Annotated in this window: 18 protein-coding genes; 9 read left to right on the top strand and 9 right to left on the bottom strand. The window is 64.4% G+C overall.

What is annotated here, in order from left to right:
* The coding region (locus A3728_RS13810) for a uracil-DNA glycosylase family protein (RefSeq protein ID WP_330220281.1) at positions 1-515 on the bottom strand (515 nt) is incomplete at its 3' end.
* A gap of 141 nt (positions 516-656) precedes the next feature.
* Here A3728_RS13810 and A3728_RS13815 point away from each other — a divergent pair.
* The 6 genes from A3728_RS13815 to A3728_RS13840 all read left to right on the top strand — a co-directional run bounded on the left by A3728_RS13815 (position 657) and on the right by A3728_RS13840 (position 5066).
* The gene (locus A3728_RS13815; RefSeq protein ID WP_067924788.1) at positions 657-1598 is read left to right on the top strand and encodes an aspartate carbamoyltransferase catalytic subunit; all 942 of its coding nucleotides are present in this window, start codon (positions 657-659) and stop codon (positions 1596-1598) included.
* An 83-nt stretch (positions 1599-1681) separates the two neighbouring features.
* A complete protein-coding gene (locus tag A3728_RS13820) occupies positions 1682-2224 on the top strand; it encodes a hypothetical protein (RefSeq protein WP_067924790.1) in 543 nt (180 codons plus the stop codon).
* A 144-nt stretch (positions 2225-2368) separates the two neighbouring features.
* Positions 2369-2815 carry a hypothetical protein gene (locus A3728_RS13825; protein WP_067924791.1) on the top strand — a complete coding sequence of 149 codons (447 nt, stop codon included), beginning with the start codon at positions 2369-2371 and terminating at the stop codon, positions 2813-2815.
* Between the two features lie 87 nt (positions 2816-2902).
* On the top strand, positions 2903-4189 hold the full coding sequence (gene pyrC, locus A3728_RS13830; RefSeq protein ID WP_067924792.1) for a dihydroorotase: 1287 nt from the start codon (positions 2903-2905) through the stop codon (positions 4187-4189).
* The gene (gene plsY / locus A3728_RS13835; protein ID WP_067924798.1) at positions 4189-4797 is read left to right on the top strand and encodes a glycerol-3-phosphate 1-O-acyltransferase PlsY; all 609 of its coding nucleotides are present in this window, start codon (positions 4189-4191) and stop codon (positions 4795-4797) included. Before pyrC ends, plsY begins: the two co-directional genes overlap by 1 nt.
* Entirely contained in the window at positions 4794-5066 is a 273-nt protein-coding gene (locus A3728_RS13840) for a hypothetical protein (RefSeq protein WP_201722110.1), read from the top strand. The genes plsY and A3728_RS13840 overlap by 4 nt, the downstream gene beginning before the upstream one ends.
* A 21-nt stretch (positions 5067-5087) precedes the next feature.
* On the opposite strand, the gene A3728_RS13845 is transcribed toward A3728_RS13840, so the two are convergent.
* The 3 genes from A3728_RS13845 to A3728_RS13855 all read right to left on the bottom strand — a co-directional run bounded on the left by A3728_RS13845 (position 5088) and on the right by A3728_RS13855 (position 7843).
* Positions 5088-6458 carry a glutamate--cysteine ligase gene (locus A3728_RS13845; RefSeq protein WP_067924800.1) on the bottom strand — a complete coding sequence of 457 codons (1371 nt, stop codon included), beginning with the start codon at positions 6456-6458 and terminating at the stop codon, positions 5088-5090.
* A 61-nt stretch (positions 6459-6519) separates the two neighbouring features.
* Positions 6520-7047 (bottom strand): hypothetical protein, encoded by a 528-nt coding sequence (locus A3728_RS13850; RefSeq protein WP_067924802.1) that lies wholly within the window; start codon positions 7045-7047, stop codon positions 6520-6522.
* 67 nt (positions 7048-7114) lie between these two features.
* Positions 7115-7843 carry a 16S rRNA (uracil(1498)-N(3))-methyltransferase gene (locus tag A3728_RS13855; RefSeq protein WP_067924805.1) on the bottom strand — a complete coding sequence of 243 codons (729 nt, stop codon included), beginning with the start codon at positions 7841-7843 and terminating at the stop codon, positions 7115-7117.
* Between the two features lie 12 nt (positions 7844-7855).
* Here A3728_RS13855 and ubiA point away from each other — a divergent pair, with 12 nt between their 5' ends.
* From ubiA to A3728_RS13870, 3 genes are all read left to right on the top strand, one after another.
* The gene (gene ubiA, locus A3728_RS13860; protein WP_067924809.1) at positions 7856-8830 is read left to right on the top strand and encodes a 4-hydroxybenzoate octaprenyltransferase; all 975 of its coding nucleotides are present in this window, start codon (positions 7856-7858) and stop codon (positions 8828-8830) included.
* Positions 8831-8891: 61 nt separating this feature from the next.
* Entirely contained in the window at positions 8892-10802 is a 1911-nt protein-coding gene (locus A3728_RS13865) for an OmpA family protein (protein ID WP_067924812.1), read from the top strand.
* Complete coding sequence (locus tag A3728_RS13870) at positions 10789-11115, top strand: hypothetical protein (RefSeq protein ID WP_067924814.1); 327 nt, start codon at positions 10789-10791, stop codon at positions 11113-11115. The genes A3728_RS13865 and A3728_RS13870 overlap by 14 nt, the downstream gene beginning before the upstream one ends.
* Positions 11116-11126: 11 nt before the next feature.
* Here the strand turns inward: A3728_RS13870 and A3728_RS13875 are convergent, their stop codons facing one another.
* The 5 genes from A3728_RS13875 to A3728_RS13895 all read right to left on the bottom strand — a co-directional run bounded on the left by A3728_RS13875 (position 11127) and on the right by A3728_RS13895 (position 15541).
* Positions 11127-11570, bottom strand: a complete 444-nt coding sequence (locus A3728_RS13875) for a molybdenum cofactor biosynthesis protein MoaE (protein WP_067924820.1) — start codon at positions 11568-11570, stop codon at positions 11127-11129.
* 1 nt (position 11571) lies between these two features.
* Positions 11572-11817, bottom strand: coding sequence for a molybdopterin converting factor subunit 1 (gene moaD, locus A3728_RS13880; RefSeq protein ID WP_067924823.1), 246 nt, complete (start codon positions 11815-11817; stop codon positions 11572-11574).
* The gene (gene pgsA, locus A3728_RS13885; protein WP_067924834.1) at positions 11817-12482 is read right to left on the bottom strand and encodes a CDP-diacylglycerol--glycerol-3-phosphate 3-phosphatidyltransferase; all 666 of its coding nucleotides are present in this window, start codon (positions 12480-12482) and stop codon (positions 11817-11819) included. The genes moaD and pgsA overlap by 1 nt, the downstream gene beginning before the upstream one ends.
* A 122-nt stretch (positions 12483-12604) precedes the next feature.
* Entirely contained in the window at positions 12605-14470 is a 1866-nt protein-coding gene (gene uvrC, locus A3728_RS13890; RefSeq protein ID WP_067924837.1) for an excinuclease ABC subunit UvrC, read from the bottom strand.
* Positions 14471-14761: 291 nt separating this feature from the next.
* Entirely contained in the window at positions 14762-15541 is a 780-nt protein-coding gene (locus tag A3728_RS13895; protein WP_067924839.1) for an SDR family oxidoreductase, read from the bottom strand.
* Between the last annotated feature and the right edge of the window lie 7 nt (positions 15542-15548).

Genomic DNA, 15548 nt, shown 5'->3' on the forward strand with positions numbered 1-15548 from the left:
GTGGCCAGATATACCGGCGCCTCTTCATCGGCGCGCCCGCGCCCGATCGCGGCCAGCATACGATCGAGCAGCACCCCGGCCTGCCCGGCAAAGGGGGTGCCGGTGCGGTCCTCCTCCTTGTCCGGAGCTTCGCCCAGCACCATCAGCGGTGCCCCCGCGATACCGTCGCCGAAAACGAGGCTCCGCCCCCCGCGGCGCAGGTCGCAATGGGGGAAATCCGCGATGGTCTGGCGCAGGTCATCGAGCGATTGTGCCGCTGCCGCCGCGCGTTCGGCCGCTGCAACAGGATCGGTCTGCGCCGACCGTTGCACGACCGGCGAAGCGAGGGGTTGTTTCTGGGCATCTCCCCCAGCCCCTGCATGTGCGGCGGAAGGTGCAAGCCCCGGCGCATCCATGGCGGCGGGCAGCGCAAATCGGTCCACGGGCGTATCGCAAATCGCCTCGGTCACGCCGAGCTCGATCTGCCATTCCAGCAGCGCGAGTGCTGCGTATCGTTCCGCCGATTCCATCTTCATGGGGGCACACTACGCCCTGCGCCGGGCAAGCTGAATACCCCGCACACCCGCGTCTTGCCGCCGCCCGCCCCCGGCCCCTATAAGGACCCGATATCGTGACAGGCGCGCCATTGAGGGGCGCGGCATCGTGAAAGGCCCGCCATGACCTTCCCCCATCGCCATCTTCTGGGCATCGAGCATCTGTCGCCCGCCGACATCACCGCCATTCTCGATCTTGCCGATACCTATGCGGAACTGAACCGTCAGCCGCAAAAACATGGGGATGCATTGCGCGGCCTGACCCAGATCAACATGTTCTTCGAAAATTCGACCCGCACCCAGGCGAGTTTCGAGATCGCGGGAAAACGGCTGGGCGCGGACGTGATGAACATGGCGATGCAGGCCAGTTCCATTAAGAAAGGCGAGACGCTGATCGACACGGCGATGTCGCTGAACGCGATGCATCCCGATCTGCTGGTCGTGCGGCATCCGCAATCCGGCGCGGTCGATCTGCTGGCCCAGAAGGTGAACTGCGCCGTGCTGAACGCCGGTGACGGGCGGCACGAACACCCCACGCAGGCCCTGCTGGATGGGCTGACGATCCGGCGCGCCAAGGGGCGGCTGCATCGTCTGAGCATCGCCATCTGCGGGGACATTGCCCACAGCCGGGTGGCCCGGTCCAATATCCTGCTGCTGGGCAAGATGGAAAACCGCATCCGGCTTGTTGGGCCGCCCACGCTGATGCCTTCGCAGATCGACCAGTTCGGGGTCGAGGTTTTCGATGACATGGAAAAGGGCCTGCGCGACGTCGATGTTGTGATGATGCTGCGCCTTCAGAAAGAACGCATGGACGGCGGCTTCATCCCGTCGGAGCGGGAATATTACCATCGCTTCGGTCTCGACGCGGAAAAGCTTGCCCATGCCAAGCCCGACGCCATCGTGATGCACCCCGGCCCGATGAACCGCGGGGTGGAGATCGACGGGACACTGGCGGACGACATCAATCGAAGCGTGATTCAGGATCAGGTGGAAATGGGCGTCGCGGTGCGGATGGCGGCGATGGATTTACTGGCACGCAACCTGCGAATGGCCCGTTCGGCCTGAGATATATCGGCGATTCGGATGCAACCGGGGGAACACATGGCGGGTTGACCCGTTGGTCTTGGGAAGCAGGAAAGGCCAGACCCATGAGACCGATCGACATTCCGCGCAATGAAACGGGCGTTGTACGCGTCTTTGCCGTCAATCGCCCGATGTCGGAGATGACCACCCTACTCAAGACGCAGGAGAAGGTCGAGGTTGCCGGCGCATTGCTCAATCGCGATGTCACGGAGCGGGATGTGGAACTTTTCCCGGTATCGGACCTGACCGGCGTGGGGCTGCCGTCCTACCTCAGCGATGGGTACGCCATTCCCGAAACGCAGATCCTCAAGGATCACGGGCGGCTTTCGGCGCTCGACGGTTATGTGCTTTTGCTGTTCTCTTCCGCCTTCGACGGGGAGGAGGAGCGGCTGGAGCCCTCATCCGACCTCACGCTGATCGGCACCTATGGCGAGGCACAGCCCGACATGACGGCAATCCCGCTGACCAGCGATGCGGCTGCCCCCTATACCGGCATTCCCACCGGCGCGCCGGTCGTCCCGCCCGAGGGCCGGGGCGCTTCCATGACGCTGGTCACGATCGCGATCGTGATCCTGATCGGACTCGCATTGCTTTGGGCGATGGCCTGACGGGCTGGCGCGACAGGAACCTATGGGGTAATCAAGGGCCATGAAGGAACCCAAGCCCGATCCCAAGATGTCCGGCCGCGTTGCCATAGTTGCCCTGTTGGTCGCCTTCGGGGTTGTGGGGCTTATGGTCTGGCTCGCCTGATCATGGAGGCCGAGTTCAGCTGGGCACCTTCTCGTCAGGCCTTTCTGCGACGCATCGCGATTTCCACGACCCTTACCTTTGCCGGGCTTGCCGTGCTCGGTTTGCTTGTCAGCCTGTGGTTCGAGGCCGGTATCCTTTGGGTCTTTCCCACCTCCGCCATTCTGACGATCGGTTTCGCGGTGGAGGATTATCAGGGCTGGCGCAACGCGCGGCTCGATAGATGGTCCCTTTCGGAAGGGCGCCTGCTGCACGAAGGCCCCGAGGGGATGGGGATGATCTCCCTCACCGATATCAGGCGCGTCCGGGTCCGGTTCGGCACCCGGGTGATCCTCTTTCTGGCGGATGGCACCCGGGTTGCAATGCGGTATCTGCCGCACCCGAGGGAGACCGCCGCGCAGATCGCGGCATTGCTGCCTGACAGCCCGCCTCCTGCACCGTCGGCGAGCTGAGCCGGTGCGCCACCTCCCGACAGTCCCGCCTTTTCTAAACCGGGTTTCGCCGCTAAAGCGGAGGACGAACCAAAACGGGGATGCGCCTTGACCGCCACGCTGCTGACGAACGCCCGCCTGATCGATCCGGAGCGGGGACTGGAATTTCCGGGATCGCTGCTGGTGGAAGACGGTCGTATCGCCGCCGTGATGGAAGACCCCGCGGGCGCTGACGCAGCGAGCGCGAGGGTCGTGGATTGCGGGGGGCTGCATCTTGCGCCCGGCATCGTCGATCTGGGGGTAAAGGTCTGCGAACCGGGTGAGCGGCACAAGGAAAGCTACCGCTCCGCCGGTCTGGCCGCCGCTGCGGGGGGCGTGACCACGATGGTCACCCGGCCCGATACCGACCCGCCGATCGATAACCCCGAAACGCTCGAATTCGTCACGCGCCGCGCGAAAGAGGCGAGCCCCGTCAACGTCGTGCCCATGGCGGCCCTGACCAAGGCGCGCGCGGGCCGTGAGATGACAGAGATCGGTTTTCTCATGGACGCGGGCGCGGTGGCCTTCACCGATTGCGACCGGGTGATCGCGGACACCCGGGTGTTTTCGCGGGCGATGACCTATGCCGGCAGTCTCGGCGCGCTGATCGTGGCCCACCCGCAGGAACCGGGGCTGAGCCGGGGGGCGGCGGCGACCTCGGGCAAGTTCGCCTCTCTCAGGGGGCTGCCCGCCGTATCCCCGATGGCGGAGCGCATGGGGCTCGACCGGGATATCGCCCTGATCGAAATGACCGGCGCCCGCTACCACGCGGACCAGATCACGACCGCACGCGCGCTGCCTGCGCTGGAACGGGCCAAGCGCAACGGGCTCGACATCACCGCGGGAGTCGGTGTTCATCACCTGACGCTCAATGCACTGGACGTGGCCGATTACCGGACCTTCTTCAAACTGAAGCCCCCCCTGCGGGACGAGGACGACAGGCTTGCCGTGGTCGAAGCGGTTGCCTCGGGCCTTATCGATATCGTCTGTTCCATGCACACGCCGCAGGACGAGGAATCAAAGCGCCTCCCCTTCGAGGAGGCGGCATCGGGCGCGGTCGGGCTGGAAACGCTGCTGCCTGCTGCCCTACGGCTGGTCCATGCCGATGCGGTGCCGCTCGCCGTGCTCTGGCGCGCGCTGTCGTTGAACCCCGCGCGCCGTTTGGGCCTGCCGGGTGGGCGCCTTTCGGCGGGTGCGCCCGCCGATCTGGTGCTCTTCGACATGAATGCACCCTTCGTTCTGGACCGTGCAACGCTGCGGTCCAAATCGCTCAACACCCCATTCGACGGGATGCGCATGCAAGGCAGGGTGCGCGCCACCTACGTCGCCGGTTCACAGATATACGAGGCCCCCTGATGCCCATCATCGACAATTCCATTCCCGTTCTCATCTTCTGGGCGGTGGCGGGCTACCTCATCGGCTCCATCGTCTTTGGCCTGTTCATCGCCAAGATCATGAATCTCGGCGATCTGCGCCAGATCGGCTCAGGCAACGTCGGGGCCACGAATGTGCTGCGGACCGGCAACCGGAAGGCGGCGGCCCTGACCCTTCTGCTGGACGCCGCCAAGGGGGCGGTGGTCGTCCTTCTGGCGCGGCTCTTCGCCGGGGAGGACGGCGCGCAGATCGCGGCGCTCTTTGCCATGATCGGCCATTGCTTTCCGGTCTGGAGCGGCTTTCGCGGGGGCAAGGGCGTGGCCACCTTCCTCGGTATCCTTCTGGCCCTGTCGTGGCCCATCGGTCTGGCGGCTTGCGTGGCGTGGCTGGTGGCCGCACTGGTCACGCGCATGTCCTCCATGGGGGCGCTGTTTGCCGCGGCGATTTCCACCTTTCTGCTGGTGGTCATGGGCTATGCGCAGGGGCTGCTGCTGGGGATTGCGCTGACGTTGATCATCTTCGCGCGCCACCGGGCGAACATCACGCGGATCCGCGCCGGGACCGAACCGAAGATCGGCCAGAAAAAGTGACCCCGCCACCGGATGTGCCTGCCCTGCTGCGGGCGCTTCCGACGGGCGGATCCACAGGATCGACGCAGGGCCGCCGCTACGATGTTGTCGTGAGCCATCACGCGGGGGGCCGCGCGGTGAAGCTGGTGGCCGAGGAACGCGGCGGTGCCGATTACATCAGCATGAACTACTATGATCTGGCAAAAGGGCCGCGCCTCTTTCCCTGCGAAATGCCCGCCGAAAAGGTGCTTGCCTTCCTGCGGAACTACCGGCCCGACCCGCCTGCCTGAAGCACGCCGGTCGGGGGCCGATCAATAGGAATAATCGGCGTAGATACGGCTGAGGTCGCCGTCCCACTTGCCGTGGTAATCCTCCAGCAGGTGGTCGGCGGGCACCTTGCCCGTTTCCACGCTTTCCTTAAGCGCATTGAGGAAATGCGTCTCATCCGGGATCAGCCCGCCGGCACCGGGCCGGGCACGAGCCTTGAGACCGGCCTCCGAAAGCGCCAGGGCTTCGCGGGCAATGTCGTGCATCCGCACGCCGCCCGCCTCTGCCTGTAGCCCGTCGACAGAGGCCGCGACTCGCAGCCCCTCACGGGTTTCCGCATCCCATCCCTTGACGAGATCCCATGCACCGTCGAGCGCGGTCTGGTCATACATCAGCCCCACCCAGAACGCGGGCAGCGCGCAGAGCCGCCGCCACGGGCCGCCATCCGCGCCCCGCATCTCGATGAATTTCTTGACCCGTGCTTCGGGAAAAGCGGTCGTCAGGTGATCCGCCCAGTCGCTCAGGGTCGGGATCTCCCCCGGCAGCGCGGGCAGTTCGCCTTTCAGGAAATCGCGGAAGGACTGGCCCAGCGCATCGATGTATTCCCCGTCGCGGTAGACGAAATACATCGGCACATCGAGCGCATATTCCACCCAGCGCTCAAACCCCATGCCCTCTTCGAAGACCCAAGGCAGCATCCCCGTGCGCGCCGGGTCGAGGTCGCGCCACACCCGGCTGCGCCACGATTTGTGACCGTTGGGCTTGCCTTCGAAGAACGGTGAATTGGCAAAGAGCGCCGTGGCCACCGGCTGCAATGCGAGTGCCACGCGCAACTTCTTGACCATGTCGGCTTCGGATTCGAAATCGAGGTTGACCTGAACCGTGCAGGTCCGCCGCATCATGACCCGGCCCATGGTGCCGACCTTGGTCATGTAGTCGTTCATCAGCTTGTAACGGCCCTTGGGCATCAGGTCCATCTGCTCATGCGTCCAGACCGGGGCAGCACCCAGCCCGATGAAGCCTGCGCCGATGCGGTCGGCCACGTCCTTGACCTCCCTCAGGTGGGCGTTCACCTCGTCACAGGTTTCATGGATGTTTTCCACGGGCGCGCCCGAAAGCTCCAGCTGGCCGCCCGGCTCCAGACTGATGTTGGCCCCGTCCTTTTCAAGCCCGATCAGTTTGCCGCCTTCTTCCACCGGTGCCCAGCCGTGGCCGTCGCGCAGACCTTCCAGCATGGCGCGGATGGAACGCTCACCCTCATAGGGAAGGGGTTCATGGGTATCCTTGCAATAGCCGAACTTCTCATGCTCCGTCCCGATCCGCCAATCCGCGCGCGGCTTGCAGCCGTCTGCAAGGTATTGTGCCAATTGGGCGCGATCTTCGATCGGCCCGCCGCCGGACTGGGGAATGGACATCTTTTTTGCTCCGACAGTAGGATAGAGGACCCTGCTTGGATGTAGGCAATCGACGGGGGTGTCAATGCAGGAGCATGTGAGCCGGTCGTTCGGGCGGGCGTTCCCAGATCAGCACCGGATCATGCCGCGTCTTGCGTAATTCGAACAACATGCGTTCGGTGCGGATGCCGGGAAGAACCGCAAAGGCATCGAAGAGTGCTTCCGACCCTTCGGCGTTCACCGGAATGAAAAGCGGCGGCTGGCCCGACTGATCGAGCCGCCAGTGCGCCGGAAACATCTGTCGTTCGAGGCTGAGCCGGTCCATGTCGCGCAATGCGACACTGCCCCCGGTAAGGGGACCGAAATAGGTGATCTGCCCTTCGTCGACCTGTACCGCGCCGGTCCCGCCGTCAGGGCCACGGAACCGTCCACGCTGATAGCCGAGCCAGATCAGGCCGCCCCCGGCGATGATCGCCGCATAGCCCGGTATCGCCAGCAGCAACCCGGGGCCTGCCACGAGCCAGACGCCAAAGACCATCGCGGCCAGCCCCACCAGAACCTCGCGCCAGCGCCAGATCGCGGCTTTCGCTTGGGGGCGCAGAAAACTCACCGGTCCCGCCCCCGCCAAACGAGGTGGGAAAGGGCCGCGCCGGGCCAACCATTATTGTCGAATTGCATCACCAATCCCCGTACCGCTGTTGCCAGAAGGTAAGCGCCGCGACCGCGGCGGTATCCGCGCGCAGTATGCGCGGACCCAATGCGACGGGATAGGCGTGTTCGAGGCCCCGCAACCTCTGACGCTCCGCTTCTGAAAAGCCGCCTTCGGGGCCGATCAGCACGGCCCAGGGTGCGTCCCCCGGCGAAAGGTTGGGCAGCCCTTTCGCCGCTTCGCCTGCAAGCGTCTCGTCGCAGAAAAGGATGCGCCGGGCCGGGTCCCAGTCAGCGAGCAGCCGGTCCAGCCGAACGGCCTCCGCAACTTCGGGCACGTAGAGCCCGCCGCATTGCTCCGCCGCCTCGACAGCATGGGTCTGCAACCGGTCACGCTGCACACGGCCAGAGTTGGTAAACTCCGTCATCACGGGCAGAATACGCGCGGCACCCATTTCTGCCGCCTTTTCGACGATGAAATCGGTGCGCGCTTTCTTGATCGGTGCGAAAAGCAGCCAGAGGTCGGGGGGCATCGCCTGGGGCCGGGTGGTTTCCTCACAGGTCAGCACGCCCGCGCGTTTGCCCGCTTCGGCGACACGGGCGCGCCATTCCCCGTCACGCCCGTTGAAGAGCAACACCTCGTCGCCCGCAGATTGCCGCATGACCCCGAAGAGGTAATGGGCCTGCCCCCGGTCCAAAGGAACCGATTGCCCCACCCCCAGCGGGTGATCTACATACAGCCTGATCTTCGCAGTCATGGGCAGAGATATATGCAAGACCGACCGCCTTCGCCAGATGCACCGGACGCGCAGCGCGTCGCCGATGCTCCGGCGGACAATTGGGTGGACCGGTACGCCCCCGCCGCGGCACGCCCCTATCTGCGCCTCAGTCGCGCGGACCGCCCGATCGGGACGTGGCTGTTGCTGCTGCCCTGTTGGTGGGGCCTGACGCTGGCCATACTCTTCGATCAGCAGCCGCGCCTTTTCGATCTGTGGATCTTTGCGGGCTGCGGGCTGGGTGCCTTTCTGATGCGGGGGGCGGGCTGCACGTGGAACGACATCACCGACCGGCACATCGACGGACAGGTGGCGCGCACCCGTTCGCGGCCCATCCCCTCGGGGCAGGTCAGCGTGAAAGGTGCCCTGCTGTGGATGGTGGTTCAGGCGCTGATTTCCCTTCTGATCCTGCTCACTTTCAACCGGGCGGCCATTGCTCTGGGCGTTCTGGCCCTGTTGCCTGTCGCGATCTACCCTTTCGCAAAGCGTTTCACCTGGTGGCCGCAGGTCTTCCTTGGCCTCGCTTTCAACTGGGGTGCGCTACTGGCTTGGACGGCACATACCGGGGCGCTGCACCCCGCGGCCATCGTGCTCTATTTTTCCGGCATCGCATGGACGCTGTTCTACGACACGATCTACGCCCATCAGGATACCGAGGATGACGCGCTGATCGGCGTCAAATCGACCGCGCGGCTCTTTGGCAGTGAGACCTCCAAATGGCTGCGCCGCTTCCTGATGGCCACGGTCGGGTTGATGGGAATCGCGGTGATATACGCGGCGTTGCCGCAGGCCTCGGTTCTGGCGCTCGTCATCGCGCTTGGGGGGCCATGGGCCATGGGGTGGCATATGGCGTGGCAGCTGCGCGGGCTTGATACCGAAGACAACGCCAAGCTGTTGCAGCTCTTCCGGGCGAACCGCGACACGGGCCTGATCCCCCTGCTGTTTTTCGCCGCCAGCCTGCTGGCATGATTGCGCCGCAGGGCCTGCGCGCGTATCTAGCAACCACGTAAACGGCACCAGAAATGAACGCATGCGCCTATCTGCCCTCCTGACCATCGCCCTGACCTTTACCGCCGCGGCGATCATGGCACTCGTCGCTGCCAATTTTTCGGTAAAGCTGATCGAGGAAAACTCCGAAATCGGCGTGCGCACCGCGCTGGACGACAGCGGCATGACATGGGCCGAGGTACAAGCCAACGGCCTGCAGGTGACGCTGGCCGGTACAGCCCCGACCGAGGCGATCCGTTTCAGGGCGCTCTCCACCGCCGGGTCGGTCGTCGACGCGGCACGTGTGATCGACGAGATGGAGGTGAAGGCACAGGCCAGCATCGCGCCGCCCCGGTTTTCGGCCGAAATCCTGCGCAACGATTCCGGCATTTCCATCATCGGGCTCATCCCCGTGACAACCGACCGCGAAGCGGTCATCGACCGGTTCTCGGCCATGGCGGGGGAAGACAACGTCGCCGACCTGCTCGAAGCGGCTGACTACCCTGCCCCCCGCGGGTGGGAAGATGCGCTGGCCTTTGCCATCACCGCGATGGAAATGCTGCCGCGCGCCAAGGCGTCGGTAGATGCGGGCCTGGTGTCCATCACCGCCATTTCCGACAGCCCCGCCGCCAAGGCAAAGATGGAGGACCGGCTGCGCAAGGCCTCCCCGCCGGGGCTGCGTGTCACGCTCGATATCGCGGCGCCACGGCCGGTCATCACGCCCTTCACCCTGCGCTTCGAGATCGACGAAGAGGGCGCGCGTTTCGATGCCTGTTCAGCTGATACCGAAACCAGCCGCGCCCGCATCCTCGAAGCCGCCGCCAAGGCCGGCGCAAGTGACAGCCCCCGCTGTACGCTGGGTCTGGGTGTGCCCAGCCCCAACTGGGCCGAGGCAGTCGCGGCCTCCATCTCTGCGCTGGCCGAACTGGGCGAAGGTTCCGTCAGCCTGTCGGACGCGGATGTGACGCTGGTGGCGGCAGAGGGCACCGAGCCCGCGCTTTTCGATCGAGTGGTGGGAGAGCTTGAAACCGCGCTGCCCGATCTTTTCGCGCTGCATGCAAAACTGCCCGAAACGGTTGACCCCAATACCGGACCCATCGAATTCACCGCCACGCTCAGCCCCGAAGGTCAGGTCCAGCTACGCGGGCGCGTCAGTGACGAGGGGCTGCGGGAACTGGCGGACAGCTACGCGCGGGCGCGCTTCGGTTCGGAAAGCGTCTATACCGCGACGCGCATCGTTCCCGGCCTGCCGGGCGATTGGGGCAACCGCGTGCTGACAGGGCTGGAAGCACTGGCCGAACTGTCCAACGGGGCCGTGCGCATCACGCCCGAGATGCTGTCCATCTCCGGCAACACCGGCAACCCGGACGCCAGCACCAAGATCGCGGCGCTGCTGGGCGGAAAGCTGGGTGAAGGGGCGGAATACGATATCGCGGTTTCCTATCAGGAAAAGCTGGACCCGGTCGCCGGTCTGCCCACCCCCGACGAATGCGAAGCCGAAATCGGCGAGGTTCTGCGCGTGGGCAAGATCAACTTCGAGCCGGGCAGCGCCACCATCGATGCCTCGGCACTCGGCACGATGGACGACATCGCGGAAATCCTGAAGCGCTGCGGCACCCTGCAGCTTGAAATCCAGGGCTACACCGACAGCCAGGGCCGGGAGGAGATGAACCTCGCGCTCAGCCAGTCGCGTGCCGAATCCGTGTTGAACGAATTGCGCGCGCGCCGCGTGCTGACCAGTTCGTTCACCGCCCGCGGCTATGGTGAGGAGGACCCCATCGCCGACAACAAGACCGAAGAGGGCCGCGAAGCGAACCGCCGCATCGAATTCCGCCTGATCCGGCCCGATACCGTCGATCTGCCTGAGCAAACAACGCTGGAATCCGTGGCCGAAACGGGCGATACAGCGGATACGGATGATCAGGAAGGCACGGACGGGAATGAGCAGAACTGAGTTTGTCATCGCGACGGCGATCATTCTGTTCGTGGCATTCTGCCTCGGATGGTTCGCCAACTGGCTGCTGCACCGTTTCACCCGGGTCGCCGCCGACGATGTGGCGCAACTGGACCGGATGAGCCAGGAATTGCACGAGGCCGAGGAGACGCGCGATCAGGCGATCACCTATCTGCAGCAGCGCGAGGCCGAGCTGACGAACCAGTTGGCCCAGACCGAAGCGGAGTTGCGCGCCGCGATGGACGGGCTGCGCGATGCCCGGCACGAGGCCGAGGAAATGCGCGCCCATCTTGCAGCCCAGCGCGCCAGCTGAGCCACCCCCGCCTACCAGCGGGCGAGCGCGTCTTCGTCTTCATCCTTTGCCGCGACCCAATCCGCCCCCCCGGCGGTGATCTCCCGCTTCCAGAAGGGTGCCCGGGATTTGAGGAAATCCATCAGGAATTCCGCGGCGTCGAAAGCGTCCTTGCGGTGGGGCGCCGCGGTGGCCACCATCATGATCGTCTCGCCGGGGGCCAGCCTGCCATGCCGGTGGATGATCAGCGCATCGCCGAGTGAGAAACGCTCGATCGCGCGGCGCGCCATATCCTCCAGCGCGGATTCAGTCATGCCGGGATAATGCTCGATCTCCATCGCCTCCAGCGGGGCCTCCGGCAGGTCACGCACGATACCCGTGAAGCTCACGATCGCTCCCATGCCGCTGCAACCGGCGCTGAATTCTGCGACCTCACGCCCCACATCGAAAGGGGCTTCCGCCACGCTCACCCGCATCTCAGCCCCCCGTCATGGGCGGAAAGAACGCCACTTCGCGCACCCCCGCCAACGGGGCATCGAAATCGGCAAGCTGCTGGTCCACCGCGACGCGCAGAGCAGACAGATCGGCAAAGGCCGCCGCATAGCGCGGTTCGCGCGCGATCAGTTCCTCCACAAGGTCCGTCACCGTCGCGGCTTCGGTCTGCACCTTTTCGCGCGGCAGGCCGATCCGTTCGCGCACCCATGCGAAATACAAGACATCCATCATTTTTCCTCTCTCAGGAAAGGCATGGCTTTCATCAGATAGTCGATACCGGTGATCGCCGTCAGCGTCGCCGCGATCCAGAGCAGCGCCAGCCCGATGATACCGGACCATTCCATGCCCGCCAACTTCCACCGCAGGCCCAGCACGTCCTCCACCTCACCCATCAGGATCTGCTGGACCAGTTCCTGATCCATGCCGAAAACGCTCATGCCGAGGTAATGTTCGAAAACCCCCTGCCCGAAGAGCACCGCGATGGCAATCATCTGCAGGGTGGTCTTCCATTTGGCCAGCTTCGTGACCTTGAGCGTGCCCGCGACATCGCCCAGAAACTCCCGCAGGCCCGATACAAAGACCTCCCGGAACAGGATCACGGTGGCGGGCAGCACCAGCCAGGGCGACCAGCTTGAAAAACCGATGATGACCATCAGCGCGATCACCACCATCGCCTTGTCGGCGATGGGGTCCAGCATGGTGCCCAACTTCGTCTCCTGTTTCCAGGCGCGGGCAAGATAGCCGTCGAACCAGTCGGTCACCGATGCGATGACGAACAGGAGCAGCGCGAACCAGTCGGCGTAGGGCCGTGTGAAATACAGGAACATCACCGCCACGCCGGGGGCCGCGAGAAGACGCAGCAGCGTCAGGACATTGGGTAGGTTCCACTTCATGGCGCCACCCTACAACGCAGGCTGCCGGTCCTAAAGGGCCAAACGCAGCCCCTTCTCATGATCGAAAATACTTTCGAGGGAGCCCGAGGGGGCGGAAAGTCCCTTCGGTCCGGCGGCGGCTGTCACCCCTTTTCGTGGAAATGGGCATAGATGGTTTCGGCCAGCGCGTCCGACACGCCCTCCACCGCCTTGAGATCGTTCAGGTTGGCGCGGGACACCGCCTTGGCCGAACCGAAATGCGCCAGCAGCGCCCGCTTGCGCGCCGCCCCCACGCCGGCGATCTCGTCCAGCGGCGTGGCGCCCACCGCCTTCGCGCGTTTGGCACGGTGCGTTCCGATGGCGAACCGATGCGCCTCGTCCCGCAGGCGCTGCACGAAGTAGAGCACCGGGTCATTGTGCCGCAGCGCCATGGGCCGTTCACCGACGCGGTGGAACTCCTCCTTGCCGGCGTCCCTGTCGATCCCCTTGGCGACGCCCACCATGGGGATATCCTCCACCCCGTGTTCGCGCATGATGCCGGCCACGGCGCTGACCTGCCCCGCGCCCCCATCGATGAGCAGCAGATCCGGCCACAGCCCGCGCGACCGGTCCGGATCCTCCTTCAAAAGCCGTTTGAACCGCCGGGTGAGCACTTCTTTCATCATGCCGAAGTCGTCGCCGGGGGTCAGGCTTTCACCACGGATATTGAACTTGCGGTATTGGTTCTTCATGAAGCCATCCGCCCCCGCGACGATCATCGCGCCCACGGCGTTGGTGCCCTGAATATGCGAGTTGTCGTAGACCTCGATCCGCTGCGGCGGACCGTCGAGGCCGAAGGCCTCTGCCAGCCCGTTCAGCAACTTTGACTGGGTCGCCGTTTCTGCCAGCTTACGGGCCAGCGATTCCCGCGCATTGCGCAACGCGCCTTCGACGAGTTCTGCCTTCTCGCCCCTTTGCGGCACCAGCAGTTCGACCTTGCGCCCGAGCTTGCCAGTCAGCGCCTCGGCCATCAGGTCGGGGTTCTCGATCTCGTGGCTCAGCATCAACTGGCGGGGCGGTTCGCGGGTGTCGTAGAATTGGCCGATGAACGCCTCCAGTACTTCGGCTTCCTCAACGTCCGGGCCGACCCGGGGGTAGTAATCGCGATTGCCCCAGTTCTGGTTTGCGCGGATGAAAAAGACCTGCACACAGGCCTGCCCGCCATCGAGGTGCAGGGCAATGATATCGGCCTCGCGCACGCCTTTGGGGTTGATGCCCTGCGCGGTCTGCACCTGTGTCAGCGCCTTGATCCGGTCGCGCAGGGCGGCGGCGCGTTCGAACTCCATCTCTTCGGAGGCCTTGGCCATATCGGCCGCCAGCCGCGCCTGAATGTCGGTCGTCTTGCCCGAAAGGAACCTTTCGGCGTCGCGTACCGTGCGGGCGTAGTCTTCCTTGCTGATCTTGCCGACACAAGGCGCCGAGCAACGCTTGATCTGATGCTGCAGGCAGGGCCGTGTGCGGCTGTCGAACATGGCGTTCGAACAGTCGCGCAGCAGAAACACCCGCTGAAGCTGATTCAGCGTGCGGTTCACCGCCCCGGCAGAGGCGAAAGGCCCGTAATAGGCCCCCCTCTCCTTCTTTGCGCCCCGGTGCTTCTTGATCTGGGCAAAGTCGTGATCCGCGGTAACGAGAATGTTCGGGAAGCTCTTGTCGTCGCGCAGCAGCACGTTGAACTTGGGCTTCAACTGCTTGATGAGGTTCTGTTCCAGCAACAGCGCTTCGGTTTCCGTCCGGGTAGTCAGGAACATCATCGACGCGGTATTGGCGATCATCCGGGCGATCCGGGGGGTATGACCGGTGGGCCGGGCATAGCTGCTGACCCGGGCACGCAGGTTCCGGGCCTTGCCGACGTAGAGAACCCGACTTTCGGAATCGAGCATGCGATACACGCCAGGCGAGGAATCGATCGTCTTCAGGTAGCCCTGAATGACCTCGTGACCAAGCTTGGGCGATTCGGTCGTCTTGTTCATGATGCGCCCCCTGATTCTATCGCTTCGCCTGCAATGTCCCGCGTTCGGCGGCAAGCCTCAACATGTCCACGGCTTCTGTGGATAACTCTGACGATAAGTTTGAGGGGATCGCGATATCTCGTTGTTTTCAACGCCCTTCACCGCATTGCCTAATTTTTAGGCACTTATATAACGCACTGATTTCGTTGTGCAATTCATTCGCATAGCGTCAAGTGTATGAAAGTATTAGAGTTTTCGTAACACTTTCGTTACGTCTATGAACGCGGTGCACAACTGGGATTGCACAGGAGTTCATTCAACCCCCTGTATATCCGGCGTTCGCCATGCGAGATGCTGGCCCCCGTCCACGCAGAGCAGTTGCCCGGTGACCGCCGGGGCATCCAGAAAGTATCCCAGCGCCGCCGTGATGTCCGATTCGTTCGATCCGCGCTCCAGAATCGTATTGCTGCGTTGCGCGCAGAAATGATCTTCGGATTGGCGCGCGCCTTTTAGCGTGGGGCCGGGTCCGATCGCGTTCACGCGGATCGCGGGGGCCAGTGCGCGGGCCGCCGTCTGGGTCAGCGTCCAGAGGCCGGCTTTGGCCAGCGTATAGGTGGTGAACTCCGGTGTCAGCTTGCGAACACGCTGGTCCACCATGTTGACCACGAGCCCGGTCGCCAGCGGTTCACCTTGCGAATCCCGCTCCGGCTCCAACCCCTGGGCGGCCATCGCCTGTATCAACATCAGCGGGGCGCGTAGATTGCTGGTCATATGCCTGTCCCAACTGTCGAGGGTCGCGGTCGCGATGGTGTCGTATTCGAAGATGGAGGCGTTGTTGATCAGGCAAGTCACCGGTCCGCCCAATGCCTCCGCCGCGCGGGGCAGCAATCCGTCCGTCGCGTCTGCGTCAAGCAGGTCGGCTTGCAGCGCCTCTGCTCGGCCTCCATTGCCTCGTATCGCCTGCACGACTTCTTCCGCACCTTCCGCGGAGGTTGCATAGTGCACGGCCACGTCGTAGCCCCGCGCCCCCAGATAGAGCGCCATCGCGCGCCCCAATCGCTGCCCTGCCCCGGTGATCAACGCACGCGTCATAGAATCC

Source organism: Sulfitobacter sp. HI0040 (genome assembly GCF_001634885.1).
Lineage (GTDB): Bacteria > Pseudomonadota > Alphaproteobacteria > Rhodobacterales > Rhodobacteraceae > Sulfitobacter.

Excerpts from the sequence above, each read along its gene's own strand:
- A3728_RS13815 (WP_067924788.1), top strand. The coding sequence starts at position 657 with ATGACCTTCCCCCATCGCCATCTTCTGGGCATCGAGCATCTGTCGCCC.
- A3728_RS13820 (WP_067924790.1), top strand. The coding sequence starts at position 1,682 with ATGAGACCGATCGACATTCCGCGCAATGAAACGGGCGTTGTACGCGTC.
- A3728_RS13825 (WP_067924791.1), top strand. The coding sequence starts at position 2,369 with ATGGAGGCCGAGTTCAGCTGGGCACCTTCTCGTCAGGCCTTTCTGCGA.
- plsY (WP_067924798.1), top strand. The coding sequence starts at position 4,189 with ATGCCCATCATCGACAATTCCATTCCCGTTCTCATCTTCTGGGCGGTG.
- A3728_RS13845 (WP_067924800.1), bottom strand. The coding sequence starts at position 6,458 with ATGTCCATTCCCCAGTCCGGCGGCGGGCCGATCGAAGATCGCGCCCAA.
- A3728_RS13855 (WP_067924805.1), bottom strand. The coding sequence starts at position 7,843 with ATGACTGCGAAGATCAGGCTGTATGTAGATCACCCGCTGGGGGTGGGG.
- ubiA (WP_067924809.1), top strand. The coding sequence starts at position 7,856 with ATGCAAGACCGACCGCCTTCGCCAGATGCACCGGACGCGCAGCGCGTC.
- A3728_RS13865 (WP_067924812.1), top strand. The coding sequence starts at position 8,892 with ATGCGCCTATCTGCCCTCCTGACCATCGCCCTGACCTTTACCGCCGCG.
- A3728_RS13870 (WP_067924814.1), top strand. The coding sequence starts at position 10,789 with ATGAGCAGAACTGAGTTTGTCATCGCGACGGCGATCATTCTGTTCGTG.
- A3728_RS13875 (WP_067924820.1), bottom strand. The coding sequence starts at position 11,570 with ATGCGGGTGAGCGTGGCGGAAGCCCCTTTCGATGTGGGGCGTGAGGTC.
- moaD (WP_067924823.1), bottom strand. The coding sequence starts at position 11,817 with ATGGATGTCTTGTATTTCGCATGGGTGCGCGAACGGATCGGCCTGCCG.
- pgsA (WP_067924834.1), bottom strand. The coding sequence starts at position 12,482 with ATGAAGTGGAACCTACCCAATGTCCTGACGCTGCTGCGTCTTCTCGCG.
- uvrC (WP_067924837.1), bottom strand. The coding sequence starts at position 14,470 with ATGAACAAGACGACCGAATCGCCCAAGCTTGGTCACGAGGTCATTCAG.
- A3728_RS13895 (WP_067924839.1), bottom strand. The coding sequence starts at position 15,541 with ATGACGCGTGCGTTGATCACCGGGGCAGGGCAGCGATTGGGGCGCGCG.